A 21,924-nucleotide genomic window follows, 5' to 3' on the forward strand; every position below is an offset into this window, starting at 1 on the left:
TCGTGTGAAACCATTATTGTTACTGCCTCAACTGGTGGCGAAGCTGGATCGTGTTCTGGAACGGGTGGAGCCGTTGTTGCCAAAGCCCAGCAAACCGGTCGACTGGACCAACACCCACGCGGCGCTGTGGGTGAGGCAAAGTTACAGTGGCCATTTACAGGCAGTGGGCAACACCGGGCGTATTACACTGCAAGATGTCATCGGTGTGGATACCCAAAAAGAAAAAGTGGTGAAGAATACCGAGCAATTTGTGCGCGGTTTGCCGGCCAATAACGTGCTTTTGACCGGTTCCCGTGGCACCGGGAAATCGTCTTTGGTGCAGGCACTGCTGAATGAGTACAGCGCGCAGGGTCTGCGGGTGATTCAGGTGGATAAATCCGATCTGGCGGATTTGATGGCCATCGTTGGAGCTATTGCCGGGGAGCCGTACCGATTTCTGCTGTTCTGCGATGACTTATCGTTTGAGGCTCAGGATGAGGGCTATAAGGCGCTGAAAAGTGCACTGGATGGGGGCATGTACCAGTCACCGGAAAACCTGGTGATATACGCCACCTCCAACCGTCGTCATCTGATACCCGAGTACATGTCGGATAATGCTGGCGCCAGCAACAGCGAGACAGAGATTCACCATGCCGAGGTGGTAGAGGAAAAGGTATCGCTGTCAGACCGGTTTGGGTTGTGGGTGTCGTTCTATCCGATCAACCAGCCCATGTATCTGGACATTGCCCAGCATTGGTTACGGCGTCTGGCGGAGCCCCATGGTATCCAAATCCCGTGGACAGATGAGCTGCAGGTTCTGTGTGTACGCTGGGCAGACAATCGGGGCACTCGCAGCGGTCGTACCGCGTATCAGTTTGCCCGTCAGTGGGTCGGTCAGCAGTTACTTACGCGCTAAGGCAGGCACAATCAGAAATTTAATCAACAGAATTTATAATTCTAGAATGCGTTGTCATGAAATTGACATTATCTGTGGATGAATAGTGTCAGGCACCTAACATGCTGTTTTCTAATCAGTAAAAAGCTGATCAAAAAACAGGCAGTGGGCGCATCCCCGTGATAAAACAGGCTCTGTAGCAATTTAACCCAAATCAATCCCCAAAGTTATCCACAGATTTTGTGAATAACACTGCACACAATTTGGTGCAAAAAACGATATACTCTTACGCTTACAAAATAAGCATGTCTTATAAGCCAGTAAGGTTCGGTTTCAGAGCGAAAGCGCATGTTATGTTTACTCCATCTTCGCGGCGAGATGAGAGCTTTTACCGCCCATTAGATAGAGCGGGATATCGAAGGCAAGAAGGTTTGTGGAAACACCCATTATTTTAGATATTGAGGCCTCCGGGTTTGGATCTGGCAGTTACCCTATTGAAATCGGTGTGGCTATGCCTGACGGTGCCTTGCATGTTTGGCTGATCAAGCCCATGGAAGATTGGACGCATTGGCAGGAATCCGCCGAAAGCGTTCATGGTATTTCGCGGGATCAGTTGCTGGCGGAAGGGCAGTGCCCTCGTTTGGTGGCCGATGAGCTGAACGAATTGCTGGAAGGCAAGACCGTTTACAGTGATGGTTGGGGTGTTGATCGTACCTGGCTGGCGTTAATGTTTTATGAGGCTCATGTATTGCAGGGCTTCAAGCTGGACTCTATTTATGGCTTGCTGACGGAGTCGGAGCTGGATCATTGGGGTGAACAGCGTGATGAGGTGTTGCGACTCACGGGGATGGTGCCTCATCGTGCTGGGACTGATGCGCTGGTGATTCAGCAAACCTTTGTTCATATTAAGAACCCTTCAATTAAGTTGAGTGACGCCAACTGCATTAAGATTACCAACCATACCAAAAAACCCTGATCACCCCTGTCATACTCCTGCCCAAATCCGACTTACAAGATGATTCCAGTTTCAGGCAAAGCCCCACGTTATCGGAAGCACCGGAGCATTCCCAAGGGTAGGATGCTCCGGCCTTTATGTGCTGGTTGGTATCAGGTTTTACACATGAAACAAATCAAAGCCCTGCAATGCTGAAGCCTCCCACGCGGGCTTGTGTGTGATGACTGCAGTGCTGGCCTGGTCGGGTTGCAAATAGGTTTGGGCCACCCGTTTCAGGTCTGCCTCAGTGGTGGCCAGAACCCGCTCCCGGAAGCGTTGCTGGAACTGCGCATCTCGCCCGAACAGCCTGCTTTGGAAGGCTTGCTTGGCTTCGCCTGCCGGTGAGCTGGGTTTATCCAAGGCCCCGATAACACCCAGGATCGCTTCTTCCAGCGGTTGATAGCCATGCTCTTTGCTCAGCAACCAGTCGATGGATCGATCGAAATCCGCCAGGGTTTCTGTCAGGCGTGGATCGCGATAGGAGTAGAAGCGGAACGCTGCAATATTGGATTCCTGGGATGCTCCTCCGCCATAGGCACCACCTTGTTCCCGAATCGCCCGGTGTAGATAGCCGTTGCGCAGGAATCCACCCAGCACGGATAACACAGCAGAATCAGGGTGATCTGACGGCACCGTTGGATAGGCTTTGGCGCAGAAGTTTACCTGGGTGCTGGTAAGCCAGGCTTGCTGTACCTGCTGGCGAACTTCATCCAGCTTCAGATCAGCGCTGCCACCCGCGGGTTTGCTCTTCCAGAATGTATCCAGATAACTACTGCTGCTGGCGATGGCGTCTTGTTCTGCGACCACCAGAAACTGGCGCTGGCCGCTGCGCAAGGTTGATGACAGGGCTGCCAGATCATCGCTTAGTTTTTGCAGATTATCGGACTCATTCAGATGATGATCCAGATCCTTAATGGCGCGAATGCCTGCCAAGCCACCCACTTGGTGGGACAGCAGAGCGGCGGGGTTCATGCCACTGCTGGCGGCCATCATGGCAAGACTGTGGCCTTGTCCGGTGATGCTTTGATCCAGTTGTGCCCGTTGCTGGGCCACCAGCTCCCGCAGGTGCTCCAACTCATCATAGCGGGGCTGCTCAATGATGTTATGCATCAGCTCCGACAGGGGTTCGCTATTGCGTTTCAACGCCTTGCCGGAAAAGGCAAGCACGCCCTTTACCGCCTGCTCGTTGTCGATAGCCCCCCGTAACACAGAGAAGCCGAATACGCCGCCGGTGACTTCGCTAAGACGCTCTTGTATTCGCAGGTAATCCTGATCGCCAGCCCCCAGTTCGCCTACGCAGCGGGTGTAGATGGGTAACAGCTGCAGTTGTTGTTGGCTCAGTGGTGGCAGATCGTAAATGACCTGTTGATAGACCAGGCCGTTGGTGCCCTGGGCATATTGAGTGTGCTTGCCGCTGGCCAGGGTCTGCTCGCTGTAGGCAGGCATGGGGATGGCTGCGGGCACATCTTCCAGCCCTACTTTGGGCAGCACGGATTCATCCTCTTCCAGCTGCTGGCGGGCTTCCAGTGCGTTGGCCAGGTCGATTATTTGCTGCTTGTCTTCTGCACTCATGGCGGCTTTAAGCTTGGCCAGTTTGGCTTTGGTGTAGGCTTCCTTGACCTGCTCCAGGTTGGCATCGGGCTTCATCACCAAGCGTACCCGATGGGGGTTGTCCAGCAGACACTCTTTAACCAGCTTTTGAATGAAGTCCGGCTGTTTGATCTCTTCACGCATTTTTTCCAGCACGGGATCAAGATTCAGCAGGGCAATGGGGTCGCCCCGGTGCATGGCGGTGGAGATGGCTCCCATCATGATTTGCAAACCATAGGGGTAATGATCGCCGCCGATCTCCCGCTGGCTCAGCTCCAGCTGGTGCAGAGCGGCCTCCAGCCGTGATTGGCTTACACCGTGGTCGGCTACATCCTGCAGCACACTCAGTATTTTTTCTTCCAACTCGGCTGCATTTTGGGGGGAGCTGCCTTCCAACCCACACATGAAGGCCATTTCTCTGTTGGAATCCTCCAAGCCACATAAGGGGGAAGGGGAGGATCCCAAGCCGCAGGTTTCCAGCAGTTTACGCACAGGCGCGGCGCTGTTGTCCAGCAACACATCGGTCATCAGCTCGGCTTTCAGCTGGCTTTCCAGATCGGTGCTGTGGCCCAGTAGCCAGGCCAGTACAATATGGGTTTTGTTATCAACGCTTTCACCCTCTTCCAGATCGGTGGGGTAGGCGCTTTCTACGCGCAGAGGGGCTCCGTAGCGTTTTTCGTCACTAACGGAGATGGTTCGATCCAGCGCTTGAAAGCGGTGCAGGGCGCGTTCTTCGAAAGCCTGCTGCAGCTCATCGGCGGGCATGTCGCCAAAGGTCATGATCACGGCGTTGCTGGGGTGGTAATGGGTTTGATAGAAGGCTTTGAGCTGCTCATAGCTCAGATCCGGAATGGTTTCCGGGTCGCCGCCGCTGTTGTGGTGATAGGTGGTGGATGGGAACAGGTAGCTGCCCAGTTGCTCGTACAGTTCGCTGGTGGGGGAACTCATGGCCCCTTTCATTTCGTTGTATACCACGCCTTTATACACCAGCTCGGACTCGGGGTTGCCGGGTTCTGCGAAGTCCAGACGGTGGCCCTCCTGGGCAAAATCCAACGGATCGAGGCGGGAGAAAAATACCGCATCCAGATACACCGAAAGCAGGTTGTCAAAATCCTTACGATTCTTGCTGGCAAACGGGTAGGCGGTCCAGTCGCTGGCGGTAAAGGCGTTCATAAAGGTGTTGAGGGAGCGGCGGATCATCATAAAAAACGGATCGCGTACGGCGTATTTCTCGCTGCCACACAGAGCGGTGTGCTCCAGAATGTGCGCCACACCGGTGGAGTCGGTGGGAACGGTGCGCAGGGCCACCATAAAGACGTTCTCATCGTTATCGGCGGCGATATGATAGTGCATGGCACCGGTGGCTTTGTGGCGGTATTCGGATACCACTACATTAAGGGATTCAATGGCTTCGCTGCGTAACCACTCGAAGCTGCTGTGGCATTGCTGTTGTCTGGCAAGATCTTGGTAACTGCTCATGGTGCCTCTTAATTGGCTTGGCTTTCATCAAATCATAGTATTTCACGGCGTGCCTTGATTGCAAACGGTGTCAAAGTCGTTAACCTGTGGCTAATTCGATAAAAAGCACGCTGAAACCCATCGCAAAACAACCTGCAGGGCCCGTAGTATCATGATTCCTTCCCGAGTTTGGGTGATTTCCGACGTTCATATTGATTATCAGGAGAATTTCGACCGCTTGGTGGAGTTTGCGGAACGGGGCCACCTGTCAGATGCGCTTATTGTGGCGGGGGATGCGACCGATCGCCTGGATCGCCTGCAGGAGCTGTTCAGTGTGCTGGCGGAGAACTTCCGACATGTGCTGTTTGTGCCCGGCAATCATGAACTATGGGTGCGTCGCTCCGGGCATGAGGATTCTTTGGAGAAATTCTACGCTATTAAGGATTTATGCCAGCGTACCGGGGTAAAGACCGAGCCGGTATTGATGGGCGACTTTCAGAAAGTATGGCTGGTGCCGTTGCTGTCCTGGTATGACGATAAGGATCAGCCTGAGCATTCCCTTTATGTTGAAAAGGATTACGCCGAAGACCGTACGGATGAGATGTGGGGTGATTTTATCCACGCTCGGTGGCCAGACGATCTGGATCAGCCTCTGGCGCAGCTGTTTGCAGATGAAAACGAGCGCCACCTTCGACAGGAGTTTGATCATCCCATTATCAGCTTTAGCCATTTTCTGCCGCGACAGGATCTGATTTTTCATAAGGATCTGGCGGCAGCGTTGGAGTTGGCACGTAAGTTTGATCCTTTGCCCGAGTTTAATTTCAGTCGGGTGGCGGGCTCTGCGCGCATCGAGGCCCAATTGCGTCGTTTGGGCAGTACCTTGCACGTTTATGGCCACCAGCATCGTAATCGTCAGCGTTGTCTTGAAGGCGTCACCTATTTGTCACATTGCATGGGGTACCCTAAGGAACGGCAGCGGGGCCACGTGGCTGCAGAAGCGATTCATCCTAAATGTGTGTGGCGAGATGACACAGGATTCACGTTGTAACCATGTCTAACGCGCTCTTATTGCTGGCCGATAGCCAGCTGTTGTTTCGGGCCGCCAGCGCACCTGCGCTGCACAGTCGTATTCGCAATCGTTTTGATGCACCGGTTGAGGCAGCCTACATCGGCGCGGCCAATGGCAACGATCCTTCTTTTTACGATTTTGCTTGTCAGGCGATTGATACCCTGCTCGGGCGCAAGTGCAACACGCGCTTTATCTGCCATGAAAAGCAGTTGCCGCTTGAGCCCAGCCCTTTGGTGGTGCTGGCCGGTGGCAGTGTTTCCCAGGGCTGGGACTTTATAGGCACGCCTGCGGTGGTGGAGTGGTTGCAGCGTTGTCGATCGCTACCGGGTGGTTTGATTATCGGTGTGTCTGCCGGGGCGATTCATATGGCCCGAGGGATCGATCCGGAGCAGCCAGCATCAGGGGCGAGGCATTATCTTAACTGGTTGCCAATGGATGTAGCGGTGCATGAGGAGCATCAAGGCTGGCCTTCGTTGCTCAATAAGCCCGCGCTGGGGATACCGATGGGCGGGGGTGTTTGGGTGGAGCCAGCAATGGAGAGTGTAGGCACTCAGTGTTTTCTACTGCGGGAGGATGGGCAGCGGGAACATCTAACTACGATGGATTAATGTGAATCCTGCGCCTCATCCAGCGATCCCGGTAACCCATTCCTGACTTTCAACACCCACAGCAACAAACACAACCATGCCACTATGGTCATTAACGTCATGGCAGAACTGAATAGGAAGTAGCCTGACAGCGTCATCAGTGTTGCCGGTGCCAACAATAAGGTGGCGGCACAGAATGTTTTGCCGAGAAAACCCTGATTCCACAGCAGCGGGATCAGGCAAAGCATGGATATACTGATCATTAAAAACTTAGTACTTACGTACAGGCGCATCAGCCAAAAATCAGGCGCGCTTGCGCTACCCAGCAGGGCATCGGTAATTTGCATCAGTTGCAGGTTTTCGGCGCAATCAGCACTGGCTGCGATACCGGCGGCGATAATGCCGATCAGGCTCAGGGTGCGGCGCTGGGCATACCAGCCGCTCAGGTTGGCGAAGGCCAGAAACGCACTGTAGGCCACCAAAAACAACATATCCAGTTGGTGTCCGGTGTGGAAGCGCTGGATGAGGGCGGTGTTATCGTCAAACAAAAGGCTGGCGTCAGAAAATGAGGAGGAAAACTCCAGCGCTATGATGGAGGCACTGAACTCTTGTGGGATGTTTCCCGCTCCAGCCGGGTAGAAAAAACTCAACAAAATGGCCAACAAGATGACAATCAAACCTGCTGCACCGGTAAAGCGAAATCCTTTAGTCGCCGAAAACATAACTCAAATTCCCCAACGCGTCCCTGTAGCTCTGATTGATTTCTGATTATTGTTGGCCTTTGGCAGCGTATTACAGTAACTGCCGATGTTGTTCCCCAAAACAACGTGGATACAATAACATAAATTTACATTCAGGCTCAAAAATGAACACACTCATTGGCTGATTTGTTGAATTTATTCTGCGTTAACCTGCGTGAGGTTTCGCATCAAAAAAGGCTGGCCCGGTGCTTGGGTCAGCCTTGTTTGATAAGCGTCACGAAATGACTGAATTAATAGCTTTCAGGCAGTTTCTTCAGCAGGCGGAACTGCTTGCGCTCGATTTCGATGTAGCCACCAGTTGCCAGATCCTTAAGGATTCGAGCTACCATCTCTCGCGATGAACCAATGCGGTTGGCGATGTCCTGCTGGGTCAGTTTTTCCTCAATGACGGTTTCGCCATCTTTATCAATGGATAGATCCATCAGGGTTTTGCGAATTCGACCATAAACATCCTGTAGCGCCAGAGTTTTTACGTTCTCGGTCAGTTTACGGATGCGGGCAGCCAGGTTGCGCAGCAGTACCAGAGCAATATCAGGGTGGTTTATTACGACCTTGCTGAAATCTTCTTTGTATAAAATAGAGAAGGTGGATTTGTCGGTGGTGATGACGGAGGCAGATCGGGTCTCATCATCCAGTAATGACAGCTCCCCGAAGTATTCCCCAGGCCCCATGGAGTTGAGCACGAATTCACGTCCGTTTTCATCGCTGACGTAAACTTTTACTTTGCCGCTGGTGCAGATGAACATGGCGTTGGCCTGATCACCTTCGTTAATAATGACAGTGTTCTTTGGATATGTGCGAGTAATACAGAGATCCTGGAGAGCGGATAATTCCGCGTCAGGTAGGCCTTCAAAAATAGAGATGTGGCTAAGATCAGTCATTCAGAGCACCCTGTAGGTGATTTTTTAATCAGTTTTTTCTTCATCAGTGACTCGTCGAGCATTTATGTCGCTCAGGTGACGTTGGACATTGTAGTGCCTTCGTATGGTTAAAGAAAGGCTGCTTGGTTACTGGTAAACTGTTGCTGTGATTAAGATTCCGCTTGTGAGGAAAAAATGAAGTTTGTTTCGTTCAATACCAATGGTATTCGCGCCCGTTTGCACCAGATTGAAGCGCTGGTTAAAAAACATAACCCCGATGTGATCGGCATTCAGGAAACCAAGGTGGAAGATGCTCTGTTTCCTCATGGAGATCTGGAGGCCATGGGGTTGCATGGCGAGTGGTTTGGTCAGAAAGGGCATTACGGCGTGGCGTTGTTATCGCGGCAGAAACCCAACTGGGTAAAGAAAGGCTTTGATGGCGATGACGACAGCGCCCAAAAGCGTTTGATATTGGCCGAGTATGAATTTGATGGTGAGCCTGTAACGGTGCTTAACGGTTATTTTCCGCAAGGTGAAAGCCGGGATCATCCTGAAAAGTATCCAAATAAGCAGCGTTTTTACGCTGGTTTGCTGCAGCAATTGCAAACGGATTATTCCCCTGAACAGAATCTGATTGTGATGGGGGATATGAATGTGGCACCGGTGGACGAAGACATCGGTATTGGCCCTGACAATGCCAAACGCTGGTTGCGCACGGGTAAATGTTGTTTTCTGCCCGAGGAGCGGGAGTGGTTGCAGCGGGTGATGGACTGGGGGCTTAGTGATACCTTTCGAGTGCAGAAGCCGGAAGTGGACGATCTGTTCTCGTGGTTTGATTATCGCAGTAAAGGCTTTGAACGAGAGCCGAAGCGAGGCTTGCGTATAGATCTGATCCTGGCCACCAACCCGCTGTTGAAACGTTTGCGGGAAACCGGAATTGACTATGAGATTCGAGGGCTGGAGAAGCCCAGCGATCATTGTCCGGTGTGGGCGGAGTTCGGCTGATCCCGGTGACGACTGCAAACAGCGTGCTGTCGGGGTTTGTGCTGACCCGGCAGTGGCGGGAGCAGGCAGATGGTCTGCGGCTTATATATTGGGTGTATTCTGATCAAGGGCCGGTGCAGGTTACTGTTACAGGGCAGGAAACGGTCAGTTTTTTCCCCGCCGGGCAGGTACAGCGAGTAAACGACTTACTGCGCGGCTCAAAAGCAGGTAAAGGCTGGCGGCTGCGGCCACTGGCGTTGAAATCTTTTTTTAATGAGCCGGTGCATGGTTTGTATTGCTCTGGCCAGCGTACCTTGGCGCAATGCCGAGACCTGTTCGACGCCCACGGCATTCCTTTGTGGGAGGCGGATATCCGCACCGTGGACCGTTTTCTCAGTGAACGTTTTATTACGGGTGATATTGAGATTCACCTGGCATCGAGTGGCCAAGTCACGGCGCTTACCAACCCCCCATTACGTCGCGGTGAGCGCAATCCAGTTGCGTTGCGCTGTGCCTCTGTGGACATCGAAACGGCCATGGACGGTTCGCAGCTGTATTCCATCGCAGCACACTGCTTTGGCGGCAGGGGCCAGGAAGTAAAGCGGGTGTTTATGGTGGGTCAGGCGCAGCCCTGCACTGATACCGATGTGTTGTGGTTTGATCACGAAAAGGCCCTGTTGCAAGCGTTTCTGCGTTGGTTTCAGCAGGATGACCCGGATGTGATTCTGGGTTGGAATGTGGTGAACTTTGATTTGCGGTTCTTGCAGAAACGCTGCGATTTGTTGCGGCTGCAGTTCAGTCTGGGGCGTATGCAGGAGGCCCCGGAGTGGCGTCAGGCGCGGGATGAAACTCAGCACTATTTTGTACTGGTGCCTGGGCGGGTGGTGCTGGATGGCATTGATACCCTGAAAGCCGCCACCTGGAATTTTGAGTCTTTTTCGCTCGAATATGTATCCCGCCAGCTGTTGGAGCGGGGTAAGTTGGTTCACGATGTGGATAACCGGGGTGATGAAATCACAGAGTTGTTTCACAACGACAAACCGGCTCTGGCCCGCTACAACCTGGAAGATTGCTGTCTGGTGTCGGATATTTTCGCCAAAGCCGACCTGTTGAACTTTGCGCTGGAGCGCTCTCGCCTGACTGGTTTGCCGATGGATAAAGTGGGCGGTTCTGTGGCGGCGTTCGAAAATCTGTTTTTGCCGCGCCTGCATCGAGAAGGCTACGTGGCCCCGAATATCGGCGAGTTACAAAGCGATATTACGGCCCCCGGCGGCTATGTGATGCAGTCCGATCCTGGCCTGTACCGCCACGTGTTGGTTCTGGATTTCAAAAGCCTGTACCCCAGTATTATCCGTACCTTTTGCATCGATCCCTTGTCGTTACTGAAGGGGCGCTATGAGAGTGATTTGCAGGCAGTGGTTCCTTATGTGTATCAGCGTCCTGATAATGCTGCTGGCAGTGCGAATAGCGCGTGGATTCCAGGCTTTAACGGCGCGGTGTTCAGCAAGCAGCAGCATCTGCTGCCGGACATCATTAAAACGCTGTGGGATGCCCGCGATCAGGCTAAGAAAGTCCGCAATGCACCACTTTCCCAAGCCATCAAGATCATTATGAATTCGTTTTACGGCGTGCTGGGAACACCGTTGTGCCGTTTTTTTGATCCGCTGCTGTCCAGCTCCATTACCTTGCGTGGCCACGACATCATGCTGCAGACCCGACAGCTTATTGAGCAGCAGGGGCATCGGGTGATTTACGGTGATACGGATTCGGTGTTTGTGTGGCTGGAATCCGCCGAAAACGATGAGGAGGCAGAGCAGATTGGCACCCGGTTGGCTGTGTTTCTGAATCAGTGGTGGCAACACTATCTGGATCACACATTTGGCCTGGAATCTTTCTTGGAGCTGGAGTTTGAAACCCACTACCAGCGGTTTTTCATGCCCACCATGCGAGGCTCTGAAGCGGGCAGTAAAAAGCGTTATTGTGGCATGGTGCGTCAGTTGGACGGGGATTCAGGCGAGCAACAGGACAAGCTGATATTCAAAGGGCTGGAGAATGTGCGTACGGACTGGACGCCGCTGGCTCGCAGGCTGCAATACGATGTGTTTTGGATGATGTTTCACGATGAAAGTCCAGATCTGTATTTGGAGCAGGTGGTGCAAGACCTGCTGGCAGGCAAGCTGGATGAGGAATTGGTTTACCGTAAACGTATTAGGCGACGCCTGGTGGACTATCAGAAGAATGTTCCACCTCACGCCCAAGCCGCCAAGAAAGCCGATGTCTGGCTGCAGCAGCAGGGGCGCGCCCCACGCTATGAAAGAGGGGGCTGGGTGAGCTATGTGATGACCGTGAATGGGCCTGAACCTATGGAGCATCACCCATCTGCCCTTGATTATGATCATTACTTGACCAGGCAGCTGGCACCTGCGGTGGACGGCATCCTCCAGTGTGAAGGCCGTTCACTGGAATCTATTTTGCGCTCGCAAATGACATTGTTTTAGAAATTCTCCATAGGCTGCCTATACTTTAATCTCTAAGGAGGGTCTATGAAGAAAATCAATGTTGATATCGTCAATCCATTTTTGGAGTCCATGTCAAACGTGCTGGCCACCATGGCTATGCTGGAACCCCAGGCGGGACAGGTGGCCATTAAGGATGAGGATATTGCCTGTGGTGAGATTACCGGCATCATCGGCTTGGTGGGGGATAATTTTAAAGCGTCTTTGGCGGTCAGTTTCTCTCGCCCTGTGATTTTGGAAATTACCGCTCGTATGCTGGGTGAGGAGATAACCGACATTGATGACACGGTCATTGATTTGGTGGGGGAGATCACCAACATGGTGACCGGTGGTGCCAAAAACCTGCTGGATCAGAAGGGATATTCCATCGGCCTTTCAACCCCTATGGTGGTGACCGGTGTTAATCACAAGGTCACCCACAAGGCCAAAGGGCCGCGCATCGTGGTGCCGTTTACCCTTGAGGCCGGTGAGTTTTTTGTCGAAGTCTGCTTTGAGGGTGTTTAGGTCTTTCTTACCCGCATAAGGCCTTCCTGGCACACGGAGGCCACCAGTTTGCCATGCTGATATATTTGCCCGCGGTTAAAGCTGCGCGCATTCATCGCACAAGGGCTTTCCATGTCATACAGCAGCCAGTCATCCATGCGCAAAGGATGGTGGAACCACAGTGTGTGATCCAGGCTGGCCGCTTGTAGATTCGGATCGATAAACGATAACCCGTGAGGCATCATGCCGGTACCCAGCAGGCCAAAATCCGATGCGTAAGCCAGCAGCGCCTGATGCATGCTTTGATCATCGTTCATGCTGCCAGAGGCCCGAAACCATACTTGCTTACGGGGCGCTTTGGCTTGTGGATTCAAAAAATCCAGTGGATCCACTGGACGCATTTCGATCGGGCGCTTCTGCAGCAAGACCGGGCGCACACGCTTATGAACCCGTTCCGCGATTTTAAGCCTTAGTTCATATTCTGATTCCAGGTCATCCGGGGGTGGTACATCCGGTAGATCCGCAGCCTGGTGTTCAAAGCCTCGTTCCACAATTTGAAATGAGGCGGACATGTTGAATATGGCTTCACCGTGCTGAATCGCCATCACACGGCGGGTGGTGAAACTGCCGCCATCTCGAATTCTGTCCACTTCGTACACAATGGGCGCTTGCATGTCGCCGGGGCGCAGAAAGTAAGCATGGAGGGAGTGACACTCTCTTTGCTCCTCCAGCGTCCGATAAGCGGCAACCAATGATTGACTGATGACTTGGCCACCAAATACGCTGCGTCCACCCACATCGCGGCTTTCGCCCCTGAACAGATTCAGTTCGATGGTTTCAAGATCCAACAGATTAATCAGTTCATCCACCAGGTTGTTCATCTACTTCTCTCCTGAAAGTGGGTGTATGGAAACGAAGAAGGCGACTTAATGTCGCCTTCTCAGTATAGGGCAGAGCGTCTAACGCGTTGGCCCCGTATGCAGTTTTAGAACATTTCCATGTAGACCAGCGGACCGAAAGCCACCAGAACCAGAGCTATCGTCATGACCGTCAGTGGCAGAACGTAGCGCTCGTGCCGCATCCAGAAGTTCATACCTCTGGTTTCTTCCTTGGCTTTTTCGATCTCTTCTTCACCAACCACTTGTCGGGTCAGTAGATGGTTTACCGCCACCGGCGGGCTCAGGTAACCCAGTTCGAATGCCACCAGGGTGATCATCCAGAAATGCAGAGGGTTGATGCCCTGACTGTAGGCGGCCTGGGCCAGGGTGCCAGACACCAGGATGATGGCGCCAAACGGATCCATGATCATGCCGATGATGACCAGTACAATAACCAGTGCAATCATGGCGCTCCAGACACTGCCAAAGAAATCGCTTTGGGCGGCAACTTGGTCGAAGATACCGGAATCTTCGATGACACCACCCACTGTCAGACTCAGGGCCATGATGGATAGCAGGGCACCGATGTGCACGGTTGTATCAGTGGTGGCGCGACGTACGGACATTTCCAGTGACGAGGCGCGCTGTTCGCCCTCATAGGTTTCGTGGGGCTCTCGCTCGGCGTGTTTGATGGTGTATTCATACACCAACAGAAGCAGGATGATCATGGGCAACACGACTGGTGCTGTGTGTTCATCCAAATGGGCGTCCAGCAGGAAGGCATAGGCTGCCGCAGTCACGACAAAAATCAGGATGTAGGGAATAAGAGGGCGGAATGCGTTGAGGCTGGGCATCAGCGCTTCGGATACCGGCGCGACTTTCATCGGGCCCTGTTTTGCGAGCAATGATACCAGGAAGAACAGGAACGACGTCAGCAGGAAGACTTTGATACCCCAACCGTACATCATGTCGGTGGTGACTTCCTTATTCAGCATGGCGATTAATAGCACCAGCAAACAGGGACGCAGTACCACACCCAAACTGCCGCTCATGGCAGTGGCGGCCAATGCCAGGTTGCGACGGGCACCGACGCGACGCAGCTCTGCGTATACCACTGCACCCATGGCGATGATGATGATGCCAGATGCACCTGTGTAAGCTGTGGGAACCGCCATGATGACCACGGCAACAAAGGCCAGCAGCTCAGGGGGCAGTTTCCAGGGTTTGAATACCCGGAAAATATACTCGCCCAGATAGGTTTGTTTCAGCAGCATACCGACCCAGATGTACAGGCCAATATTCAGGAACAGGGATGCCTGATCCATGATCTTGTCAACGAACAACACCATTCCCTGAGGGTTGTCGGTTTCAAAAATGAAAAAGCGAGCCGAGCTGATGGCCATGTAGGCAAATAGGGGTACTGATAGTAAGGCTTTACCAATGGTGCCGCCGGGTTTGGCATCTTTGGGAATGGTGAGCATTCTGAACGCGGTTGCCAGGGTCAGAGTCGCGAAGCCAAATAGATAGAACCAGCGTATGTGCTCGTTTTGTATCAGGGTGCCTGAAGCCCAGCCGTTGGTCAGGTAGCTGTAGGAGGAGTAGGTTAGGGCAATGTTTGCCACCAGTTGTGCGGACAGACCAAAACGATAATCCAGCACGGTCTGCATAGGGCGCAGGCCAATATGATGATGGGTTAGGGTGGCGGTGAGGGCACAGACAAAGAATACGATGGCAAGAAAGATTTGATTGTTGTCGCGGCGGAACTGGGACAGGGCCGATAGCGCCATATCCACCGAAACGAATTTAGCCAATTGAGGCGTTTTTTGTTCCAGCGTTTTCTGGGCTGCTTCGTGTTTCATTTTGCACAAAAGCACTTGTTTACCCAGAGATTCTCGAATAGCGCTTTCGTTTATATCGTCACCGCCAAACATGCCGCCGAAGGGGTCGTTGGCCGCCTCCTGCTGCTTTTGGGCGACGATTCTGGTTACTTCGCTTTCCAGATCTATGTTCGGGTCACAGGATGGTATGGGGACATCAAGTCTGAGGATGTGATAGTCAGGCCAGATATGGTTGCCCAGTTTGTTGAGCTGAGAGTTCAGGTTCTCTCCGATACTGAGTAACAGTACCCCCAAAAGCACTACGAAAACGGGTAAAGAGGACAGCCACTCGCGCAGATTGCGTCCCAAAAAATTCATGTTCATGTCCCACCACATCTAATTTTTGTGATTTAAGCTTGTTGTAATTGTTGCTAATGCTGCTAACTAGACTGGGCTCCAGTAAAAATATTACAGGGTCTGAAGCAAAACAGTCGTTATCCCTCTCGTTAATGGCAGCAAGACAAGCAATACAAGTAATGTCGAAAAAAATAAAGCAGCAAATTATAAGAGTGTCAGCCATTGTGTGCCATACATCACACAATGATTTCCCAAACTTTTACACTAATTCGATTTGTAATGTAAGGATGATTGTATTTTGGGGCATAAAAAAAGCAGGCTGACTTAAAAGCCACGCCTGCTTTTGTCTCTCCGCTGCGGCTTATTCGCGATCTTTCGCGGTGCATTCCGCCAGAGCTGGGTCTTTTTGACAACGTACCTTGCTTAAGAAGGACAGCATTTTGCCATCATACAGGCCTTGATCTCGCAGGGTCAGGCGTGATTGACGGAACATTTCCATGTAGCCTTCTTTGTCGCCCTGGGGCAGATCCAGCCAGTAGCTGGGCTTGATGCTTTTTTCAGCGGCGTTTACGACTTCCATAGCGCGGCTGTATTGGTTCCAGGCGTATTCACGCGAGCTTTGACCAAAGCCTGCCGGGAAGCGATCATGTCGTGCCACGATCTGAGCGGTGAGTTGCAGGATGGAGAAGTTAATCACAGCGCCGTTGTCGCCCAGGCCTTTGTAAAGCTCCAGAGCGTTGTAGGCCACCGCAGGAGCACCGATGATATCAACGCTGCCGTTGTTGAACATGGAGCCAAAGTTGGTGAGTGATACGGATACAGGTGATGCACCCACGGACTCGATCATGATGGCTTGCGCCTTATCGAAATCCATTGCTGCGAACTTTTTACCGGCCAGCTCAGCAACGGTATCAATGGTGCGATCGTTGGTGAACAGGTAGGCGGCACCACCAGGCAGGATGCCGGTGATTTCATATTCGCCAGAGGTCATCAGTTTAGCCAGCTTGGGATCTGCCAGATATTGCAGAACCACTTGCATGTGATCCGATGAGGGGATGGAGCCAATGGAATCCAGAGTGCCCGTGAAGGAGTTGAATTCACGTGCCCGCAAACCAGTGATGCCAGCAGCGTCACAGGCGCCAGACTTCAAGTCTTCGGCGGCGATCTTTTCATCAGTGTAAACTTTCAGCTCAAGATCTACACCCCACTTGATAGCTTCCAGACGATAATCTTCCATCTGGCTGGCAACTGGGCCGGACTTGCCGACGATATCCCATACACACAGAGTTCGCTTGGGCAGGTCAGCAGAAAAAGCGGAAGTGCTCAGTGCCATGGCACCGGCGGCGATTGGGGTAAATACAGATTTTAGCAGTTTGTTCATAGCCTCATCCGGAAGTTATGGTTTTTATTGTGGCGATAACCGGGGCTGCCTGAGCAGCCCCTTGTGTATCACCAAGTTGGTGTCGATGTTGTGTAGATAGTTTCTTTATTGTCTTAAAGGAGATCATCCAGCAAGTTCTGGTCGAGTTTTATCTCTTTCTTTTTATCATCCCAGAAGGTGCCGTAAGCGCCGATGGGGGTGCGGGTACCGGTGGCTTCAGTCCACATGCGATCAGATAATTCCAGCAGAATATCCGCAGCCATCACGTCCATCATACGATACTCTCGGTTTGGCGCGGTGGACTTGATTGAGTTCGCATGTTCGCGAATGATTTCACGTACGCGGCGATTGTTACTGTCGTTATAGGACACCAGAGCATCCAATGCGGATGCCAAACGTACGCCTTCATCCATACCCAAGTGGCGGGCTTTGGTCAGCTCGGCCCAGGCATCGGTGCCAGCTGGTGTTACGCCGGGAATAATGGTCCACAGTGCAGAGCGAATGGCTTTGGGCAGGCCCCACCATTTTTTGTTGTGCTTGGCGTCATCCAGACAGGCAGCACCACGTTCTGCTTTGGGGGCTACATTGAAGGGAACGCCTACGGCCATGTCTGCTTGTACGTCAGACAGTGCAGCCTGCAGGCCGGCAACCGCACCCAGCATCCAAATCAACTGTTCGAAGTCATTATCAAATAAGGGGCATTCTTCGCCGGGCTCGCCCAGGGCGCGTACCAGTGCTTGATAGCTGTGGTAGTAGCGGGCGGCTGCCATTGCATGCCAGCGCTTGGATTGAATGCGAGCATCTTTAGCTTGCGTGATGCGCTTTTCGCCTGAGAACCGAATGTATTCAAGTTCGTGTTGGAACGCCCGTTGAGTGGCGCAGGTTCCACCCACCAAGCCCAGCAATACTTCCAGTTGATCTGGTGGTGTGGTGACGGTAGAGAATGAGAGCAGCAGCGGAGTCAGTGCTTCGCCGGATGCACAGGCAATCTTTGAATCGTCGGTTGTCAGCAAGTAGGGAACCATTACATCTTCTCCGATGTTGGTCATGGTGTCCCCTGTTACTTTATAGATTGCAGCTGAACAGCCGCTTAACAGAACTATCCCAAATGCTGTCGCTATAGTAGCCAATTTTTTGGCCAAGCGACCTTTAAAAGTAAAATGCATGTGTAGCTCCCTACATTTTATTATTGTGGTTATAACGTTTTTGTTAGTTTTTGCATCGTTTAATAAGAGTCTGAAACGCCCATACGGTACATCGCTCATACCTTATAGGCAAGTTCCTATCAATAAATAAACTTTTAAAATTACACAAAAAAACAATATAAATGTTGCGCCTTGGGTTTTGGGATTTAAGACATTATTTTGTATACGTCTCAGGCCGAACGTTGATCAATTGAACTGATCTTTGATGGCTTTCCCGGCATCTTCGATGGCTTCACCGCTTTGTTTAAGCAGTTCACTGCCGGAATCTTTCATGCGGGTGTTGATGCGGTTATCGTTGAAGGGGTTGCTTAATACCGGCTGGTCTCTGCCGATGTTGACGCCAGCGGCGACTCCCAAAACGCCTCCTACGAAAAGTCCCAAAATCAGATACTTAATGGCTTTCATCTCAGCTCGCCCTCTGTTGTTTGCTGATCGGTTATTGCGGCTCGCTAGTGTAGAATAAGCGCTCATTATTATCCATTGGCACCGCGGCAGATGTTATCAGACGAACTCAAGCAACAGATTCAGCAGGCATACAGTACATTTCTGGACAGAAAAAGTTTGAAGCCTCGCTATGGGCAGCGTTTGATGATTGCCGAGATCGCCAAGGGGTTGGCCGCTATTGAGCAAGACAGCGAGGCCAAGCGTACCAGTGATAATCACATCGTGGTGATTGAGGCTGGCACCGGCACCGGCAAGACCCTGGCTTATTTGCTGGGGGTGATGCCAGTGGCGAAAGCCATGGGAAAAAAGGTGGTGTTGGCGACGGCCACGGTGGCGCTGCAGGATCAGGTGGTTAATAAGGATATCCCGGAAACGCTCAAGCAGAGCGGATTTTCGTTCACCTATGCGCTGGCCAAGGGGCGTGGACGCTATTTATGTCTGAGCAAGCTGGATCGGCTGATGACGCCGGGTCAGGATGCGGGCTCTACATTGGCGCTATGGGATGATTTTCAGCAGTTTGCGGTGGATAAGCACGAAGCTGAATTATATCGGGCGATGGATAAGGCGATTGAGGCCCGCGACTGGGACGGAGATCGGGATCGCTGGCAGGATGCGGTGGAAGACCTGACTTGGCGCAGGGTGACCAATGATCATCGCGGCTGTACTGGTCGCAGCTGTGGGTTTTATGAGGATTGCCCATTCTATATGGCCCGCAACGATATTTATCGGGCCGATCTGATTGTTGCAAATCACGACCTGGTGCTGGCAGATCTGGCCATGGGCGGGGGAGTGGTTTTACCTGCGCCGGAAGACACTATCTATATCTTCGATGAAGGCCATCATTTGCCTGATAAGGCGCTTAATCACTTTTCATGCTCTTCGCAGGTGCGCAGTACCCTGGGATGGTTGCAGGATTTGATCAAGATGCTGGATTCGCTGGTGGACAGCTCTGATGCCCAGGGTATGGCGGCTAATGTTGCGGCTACGGTAAAGGATTTGAATGAGGGATTGTCGGAAAGCCTGGGTTTGCTGCTGGCAACCCTGACGCCTTTGGCAGAGCGTACCGATCAGCTTGATTCTGATCAGGGCAAGCTGGTGTATCGCTTTGAGAACGGAGTGGTGCCCGAAGCGCTGCGTGATCAGGCCGCGCAATTGGTGCAGCCCTCGCAGGAGTTGGTAAAGCAGTTGCAGCTGGTGGTGGATTGGCTGCAGGAGGGTATGGAAGGCAAGCGTTCGGATATTGCCAAGCCTGATGCGGAGGCCTGGATGCCGCTTATGTCCACTCAGCTGGCGCGAGCAGAGGCGTTGATGACCGTGTGGATGCGCTATCAATTGCAGGATGAAGACAATCGCGCTCCGGTTGCACGTTGGTTGAACTTCACCCAGACCGGGCAAGGCCTGGATGTGGAGTTGTCGGCCTGCCCGGTACTGGCCAGCGATGTGTTGGCCCGTTACCTGTGGCACCGTGCGTTTGCTGCCGTAGTGACCAGCGCCACACTGACGGCTCTGGGTACGTTTGAACGTTTCCGTTTTCGTTCCGGCGTATTGCCTACCAGCCATTTCAGCGTGGTGCCGAGCCCCTTTGATTATCAGGCCAGCGGCCGCATTGTGGTGCCTGATCTGGCCTGTGATCCCAGTAATGGCGTACAGCATACGGATCATCTGGTGTCGTATATTCAGCGTATCTGGCAGCAGCAGTTGGGCACTTTGGTGCTGTTCAGCTCCCGTCGCCAGATGGAAGAGGTGTGTGAGCTGTTGCCTGCCGACGTGCAGGATCGAGTGCTGGCACAGGGGCGGCTGGGCAAGGCGGAAATGGTTCGGCGTCATAAAGAGGCTGTGGATGCAGGGGAGCACAGTGTGCTGTTCGGCTTGGCCAGTTTTGCTGAGGGGGTGGATTTACCAGGGGCCTATTGCAGTTGTGTGTTGATTGCCCGGCTGCCGTTCTCGGTGCCGGAAGACCCGGTGGATGCCACATTGGCGGAGTGGATTCAGAAACGGGGTGGCAACCCTTTCATGCAGATTGCGGTGCCCGATGCCGCTATCCGGCTGAAGCAGGCGGCGGGGCGCTTGTTGCGTACGGAGTCCGATCGCGGCGAGATCGTTATATTCGATCGCCGCATTATTGATAAGCGCTACGGCAAGCTCCTGTTGCAGAGCCTGCCGCCATTCCCCTTGATCAAAGAGTGATCTTGGTCGATGGGGTTAGTTCAGTGCCGCGCGCAGATAGAACTGACTGGTGAAGTCGACATAGGTGCCCAGTTGCTGGGGCTCCAGCTTTTTCACAACCTTGTGGATGACGGCATTTGAGGCCTGTTTGACCCCATCGATCCCAAGATGGAGTAGTTTGCGGGTCACTGCACCTAATTTGACCGATTCTGCCGGGCGCAAGAAGAATCCGTCGATAATGGTTTCAATCAAACGTTCATAACGCCGCATTATGCTTTCGATATCTGTGGGGGAGAAGTGAGCCTGATCGCCTTTCTCGCTTAGGATATCGTCCAGATCTTTTGCCAGCGATGAATCAATTGGCTGTGCGAGATACCAATCACCGGAACGATCTGGCTGAGTGTTCTTGATCATGTTCTGCCACAGTGTGGCTACTTTTTGCATATCAGACGTGCTGGCCTTTTTGTAGATCTTGGCAGACAGCATCGCCGAGGCCTTGTTGCTGGTGCTGGCGCACATGTTGATGACTTTCTGACCAACGCTGTTGACCTGGGCTATTTCGGCAGTTTGTACCAGCAGGTAATCAATCACTTCATCCGTTAGCTGTAAGATCACCTTATAGAAGTATTCACCAGACTTGGCGTGACTGTCGGCAGCGGCCTCTAGAAACTGGTTGGAGAGTGATTGCAACTTTGGGCTGAACGGAAAGCCAATATGGGGAGTCACAGAGGTCATTGGGAAGCCTTGTTTTAGTTTTGAATGGTGTTTGTTCTACGGGATTGGAGATTACCTGCGTTTGTTTGGTAGCACAATATTTTCACTTGGCAAGTTTTTTAGTTTTCCACAGATGTTGTGGATAACTTTGTGAATAAACACTTTAAAAGTTCACTCAGAAGGCATGAATTCATGGGTGCCAACATTTTGCATAAGAATTATACAAAAAACACCTATTTATAATAAAAACAACAACTTAATAAAAGTTCGGGGTGGGTAATTTTTTTTTGGCGGCTTTTTGACGTGATGTTTAAGGGGAAAGCGTCAGCTTGTTAGTAAGCGTCTCTGCCCCGCTCTTAAATGGGGCAAAGGCGCACTCAGGCAGGAGTTACAGAGGAGGCTTACTGATATGATTCCAGCATATCGTGCATGCGGGATGAGGGGTTGATCAGGCGGAACCCGGCATCAAACAACTCATCTGAGCCATCACCCTGGCACCAGCGGCACTCTACTTGCACGTCTACGGTGGAAAGATCGTCGAGACTGGAGACATCCTCAATTTCCAGGATGTACTGGCTGTTCTTCTCCATGGGTTTATCGCTGGTAATCAGCAGGCCGTTGGCAGATATATCCACAACGTGACCAAACAGATTATGGGTTTCGGGTTCATATACACGCAGGTAATAGATCAGGTGGGTGCGGTGTTCTTTGCGTTGGTCGTCCATGGCGTTCTCTCCTAACTGGCTTCTTCACTTGCGTCACGGTTGAACTCGAATTGGTTTAAAA

The 21,924-nt window shown here is 52.3% G+C and carries 18 protein-coding genes; 8 read left to right on the plus strand and 10 right to left on the minus strand.

Going from position 1 to position 21,924, the window contains the following annotated elements; all coding sequences use genetic code 11:
• The first annotated feature begins 4 nt into the window (after positions 1-4).
• Both Kalk_RS18255 and Kalk_RS18260 read left to right on the plus strand, forming a co-directional pair.
• Positions 5-895, plus strand: a complete 891-nt coding sequence (locus tag Kalk_RS18255; RefSeq protein ID WP_101895617.1) for an ATP-binding protein — start codon at positions 5-7, stop codon at positions 893-895.
• Between the two features lie 412 nt (positions 896-1,307).
• Positions 1,308-1,850, plus strand: coding sequence for a 3'-5' exonuclease (locus tag Kalk_RS18260; protein WP_199767959.1), 543 nt, complete (start codon positions 1,308-1,310; stop codon positions 1,848-1,850).
• A 138-nt stretch (positions 1,851-1,988) separates the two neighbouring features.
• On the opposite strand, the gene Kalk_RS18265 is transcribed toward Kalk_RS18260, so the two are convergent.
• Positions 1,989-4,937: an insulinase family protein gene (locus Kalk_RS18265; RefSeq protein WP_101895618.1), complete on the minus strand. Its 2,949-nt coding sequence runs from the start codon at positions 4,935-4,937 to the stop codon at positions 1,989-1,991.
• Between the two features lie 151 nt (positions 4,938-5,088).
• Between Kalk_RS18265 and Kalk_RS18270 the strand changes: the two genes are divergently transcribed.
• Together Kalk_RS18270 and Kalk_RS18275 are read left to right on the plus strand one after the other, a co-directional pair.
• Positions 5,089-5,964: a metallophosphoesterase gene (locus Kalk_RS18270; RefSeq protein ID WP_101895619.1), complete on the plus strand. Its 876-nt coding sequence runs from the start codon at positions 5,089-5,091 to the stop codon at positions 5,962-5,964.
• Positions 5,965-5,966: 2 nt separating this feature from the next.
• Complete coding sequence (locus Kalk_RS18275; RefSeq protein WP_101895620.1) at positions 5,967-6,593, plus strand: type 1 glutamine amidotransferase family protein; 627 nt, start codon at positions 5,967-5,969, stop codon at positions 6,591-6,593.
• Here Kalk_RS18275 and Kalk_RS18280 read toward each other — a convergent pair.
• Positions 6,590-7,294 (minus strand): hypothetical protein, encoded by a 705-nt coding sequence (locus tag Kalk_RS18280; RefSeq protein WP_101895621.1) that lies wholly within the window; start codon positions 7,292-7,294, stop codon positions 6,590-6,592. The two genes, Kalk_RS18275 and Kalk_RS18280, sit on opposite strands and share 4 nt — an antisense overlap.
• Before the next feature lie 269 nt (positions 7,295-7,563).
• Entirely contained in the window at positions 7,564-8,214 is a 651-nt protein-coding gene (locus tag Kalk_RS18285) for a Crp/Fnr family transcriptional regulator (protein ID WP_101895622.1), read from the minus strand.
• 174 nt (positions 8,215-8,388) lie between these two features.
• On the opposite strand from Kalk_RS18285, the gene xthA reads away from it, so the two are divergent.
• Genes xthA through Kalk_RS18300 form a run of 3 tightly spaced genes read left to right on the plus strand, consistent with a single transcriptional unit; the run spans position 8,389 to position 12,197 of the window.
• On the plus strand, positions 8,389-9,198 hold the full coding sequence (xthA, locus tag Kalk_RS18290; protein WP_101895623.1) for an exodeoxyribonuclease III: 810 nt from the start codon (positions 8,389-8,391) through the stop codon (positions 9,196-9,198).
• Positions 9,199-9,203: 5 nt separating this feature from the next.
• Positions 9,204-11,675, plus strand: coding sequence for a DNA polymerase II (locus Kalk_RS18295; RefSeq protein ID WP_233716707.1), 2,472 nt, complete (start codon positions 9,204-9,206; stop codon positions 11,673-11,675).
• Positions 11,676-11,720: 45 nt separating this feature from the next.
• Entirely contained in the window at positions 11,721-12,197 is a 477-nt protein-coding gene (locus tag Kalk_RS18300; protein WP_199767960.1) for a chemotaxis protein CheX, read from the plus strand.
• Here Kalk_RS18300 and Kalk_RS18305 read toward each other — a convergent pair.
• The 5 genes from Kalk_RS18305 to Kalk_RS18325 form a co-directional block, all read right to left on the minus strand.
• Entirely contained in the window at positions 12,194-13,057 is an 864-nt protein-coding gene (locus Kalk_RS18305; protein ID WP_101895624.1) for an acyl-CoA thioesterase, read from the minus strand. The genes Kalk_RS18300 and Kalk_RS18305 overlap by 4 nt on opposite strands.
• A gap of 104 nt (positions 13,058-13,161) precedes the next feature.
• Positions 13,162-15,249: a TRAP transporter large permease subunit gene (locus Kalk_RS18310; protein ID WP_158643572.1), complete on the minus strand. Its 2,088-nt coding sequence runs from the start codon at positions 15,247-15,249 to the stop codon at positions 13,162-13,164.
• A gap of 340 nt (positions 15,250-15,589) precedes the next feature.
• Positions 15,590-16,609: a putative solute-binding protein gene (locus tag Kalk_RS18315; protein WP_101895626.1), complete on the minus strand. Its 1,020-nt coding sequence runs from the start codon at positions 16,607-16,609 to the stop codon at positions 15,590-15,592.
• 113 nt (positions 16,610-16,722) lie between these two features.
• Positions 16,723-17,658, minus strand: coding sequence for a hypothetical protein (locus Kalk_RS18320; RefSeq protein ID WP_158643573.1), 936 nt, complete (start codon positions 17,656-17,658; stop codon positions 16,723-16,725).
• A gap of 342 nt (positions 17,659-18,000) precedes the next feature.
• Complete coding sequence (locus Kalk_RS18325; RefSeq protein WP_101895628.1) at positions 18,001-18,219, minus strand: hypothetical protein; 219 nt, start codon at positions 18,217-18,219, stop codon at positions 18,001-18,003.
• 90 nt (positions 18,220-18,309) lie between these two features.
• Here Kalk_RS18325 and dinG point away from each other — a divergent pair, with 90 nt between their 5' ends.
• Positions 18,310-20,445, plus strand: a complete 2,136-nt coding sequence (dinG, locus tag Kalk_RS18330) for an ATP-dependent DNA helicase DinG (protein WP_101895629.1) — start codon at positions 18,310-18,312, stop codon at positions 20,443-20,445.
• 15 nt (positions 20,446-20,460) lie between these two features.
• Here dinG and Kalk_RS18335 read toward each other — a convergent pair whose 3' ends face one another.
• Both Kalk_RS18335 and Kalk_RS18340 read right to left on the minus strand, forming a co-directional pair.
• Entirely contained in the window at positions 20,461-21,159 is a 699-nt protein-coding gene (locus tag Kalk_RS18335) for a hypothetical protein (RefSeq protein WP_101895630.1), read from the minus strand.
• Positions 21,160-21,539: 380 nt separating this feature from the next.
• On the minus strand, positions 21,540-21,863 hold the full coding sequence (locus Kalk_RS18340; RefSeq protein WP_101895631.1) for a PilZ domain-containing protein: 324 nt from the start codon (positions 21,861-21,863) through the stop codon (positions 21,540-21,542).
• Between the last annotated feature and the right edge of the window lie 61 nt (positions 21,864-21,924).

It is taken from the genome of Ketobacter alkanivorans (assembly GCF_002863865.1).
In the GTDB taxonomy this organism is placed as follows: Bacteria; Pseudomonadota; Gammaproteobacteria; order Pseudomonadales; family Ketobacteraceae; genus Ketobacter; species Ketobacter alkanivorans.

Excerpts from the sequence above, each read along its gene's own strand:
- Kalk_RS18265 (WP_101895618.1), bottom strand. The coding sequence starts at position 4,937 with ATGAGCAGTTACCAAGATCTTGCCAGACAACAGCAATGCCACAGCAGC.
- Kalk_RS18270 (WP_101895619.1), top strand. The coding sequence starts at position 5,089 with ATGATTCCTTCCCGAGTTTGGGTGATTTCCGACGTTCATATTGATTAT.
- Kalk_RS18275 (WP_101895620.1), top strand. The coding sequence starts at position 5,967 with ATGTCTAACGCGCTCTTATTGCTGGCCGATAGCCAGCTGTTGTTTCGG.
- Kalk_RS18280 (WP_101895621.1), bottom strand. The coding sequence starts at position 7,294 with ATGTTTTCGGCGACTAAAGGATTTCGCTTTACCGGTGCAGCAGGTTTG.
- Kalk_RS18285 (WP_101895622.1), bottom strand. The coding sequence starts at position 8,214 with ATGACTGATCTTAGCCACATCTCTATTTTTGAAGGCCTACCTGACGCG.
- xthA (WP_101895623.1), top strand. The coding sequence starts at position 8,389 with ATGAAGTTTGTTTCGTTCAATACCAATGGTATTCGCGCCCGTTTGCAC.
- Kalk_RS18300 (WP_199767960.1), top strand. The coding sequence starts at position 11,721 with ATGAAGAAAATCAATGTTGATATCGTCAATCCATTTTTGGAGTCCATG.
- Kalk_RS18305 (WP_101895624.1), bottom strand. The coding sequence starts at position 13,057 with ATGAACAACCTGGTGGATGAACTGATTAATCTGTTGGATCTTGAAACC.
- Kalk_RS18310 (WP_158643572.1), bottom strand. The coding sequence starts at position 15,249 with ATGAATTTTTTGGGACGCAATCTGCGCGAGTGGCTGTCCTCTTTACCC.
- Kalk_RS18315 (WP_101895626.1), bottom strand. The coding sequence starts at position 16,609 with ATGAACAAACTGCTAAAATCTGTATTTACCCCAATCGCCGCCGGTGCC.
- Kalk_RS18320 (WP_158643573.1), bottom strand. The coding sequence starts at position 17,658 with ATGACCAACATCGGAGAAGATGTAATGGTTCCCTACTTGCTGACAACC.
- Kalk_RS18325 (WP_101895628.1), bottom strand. The coding sequence starts at position 18,219 with ATGAAAGCCATTAAGTATCTGATTTTGGGACTTTTCGTAGGAGGCGTT.
- dinG (WP_101895629.1), top strand. The coding sequence starts at position 18,310 with ATGTTATCAGACGAACTCAAGCAACAGATTCAGCAGGCATACAGTACA.
- Kalk_RS18335 (WP_101895630.1), bottom strand. The coding sequence starts at position 21,159 with ATGACCTCTGTGACTCCCCATATTGGCTTTCCGTTCAGCCCAAAGTTG.
- Kalk_RS18340 (WP_101895631.1), bottom strand. The coding sequence starts at position 21,863 with ATGGACGACCAACGCAAAGAACACCGCACCCACCTGATCTATTACCTG.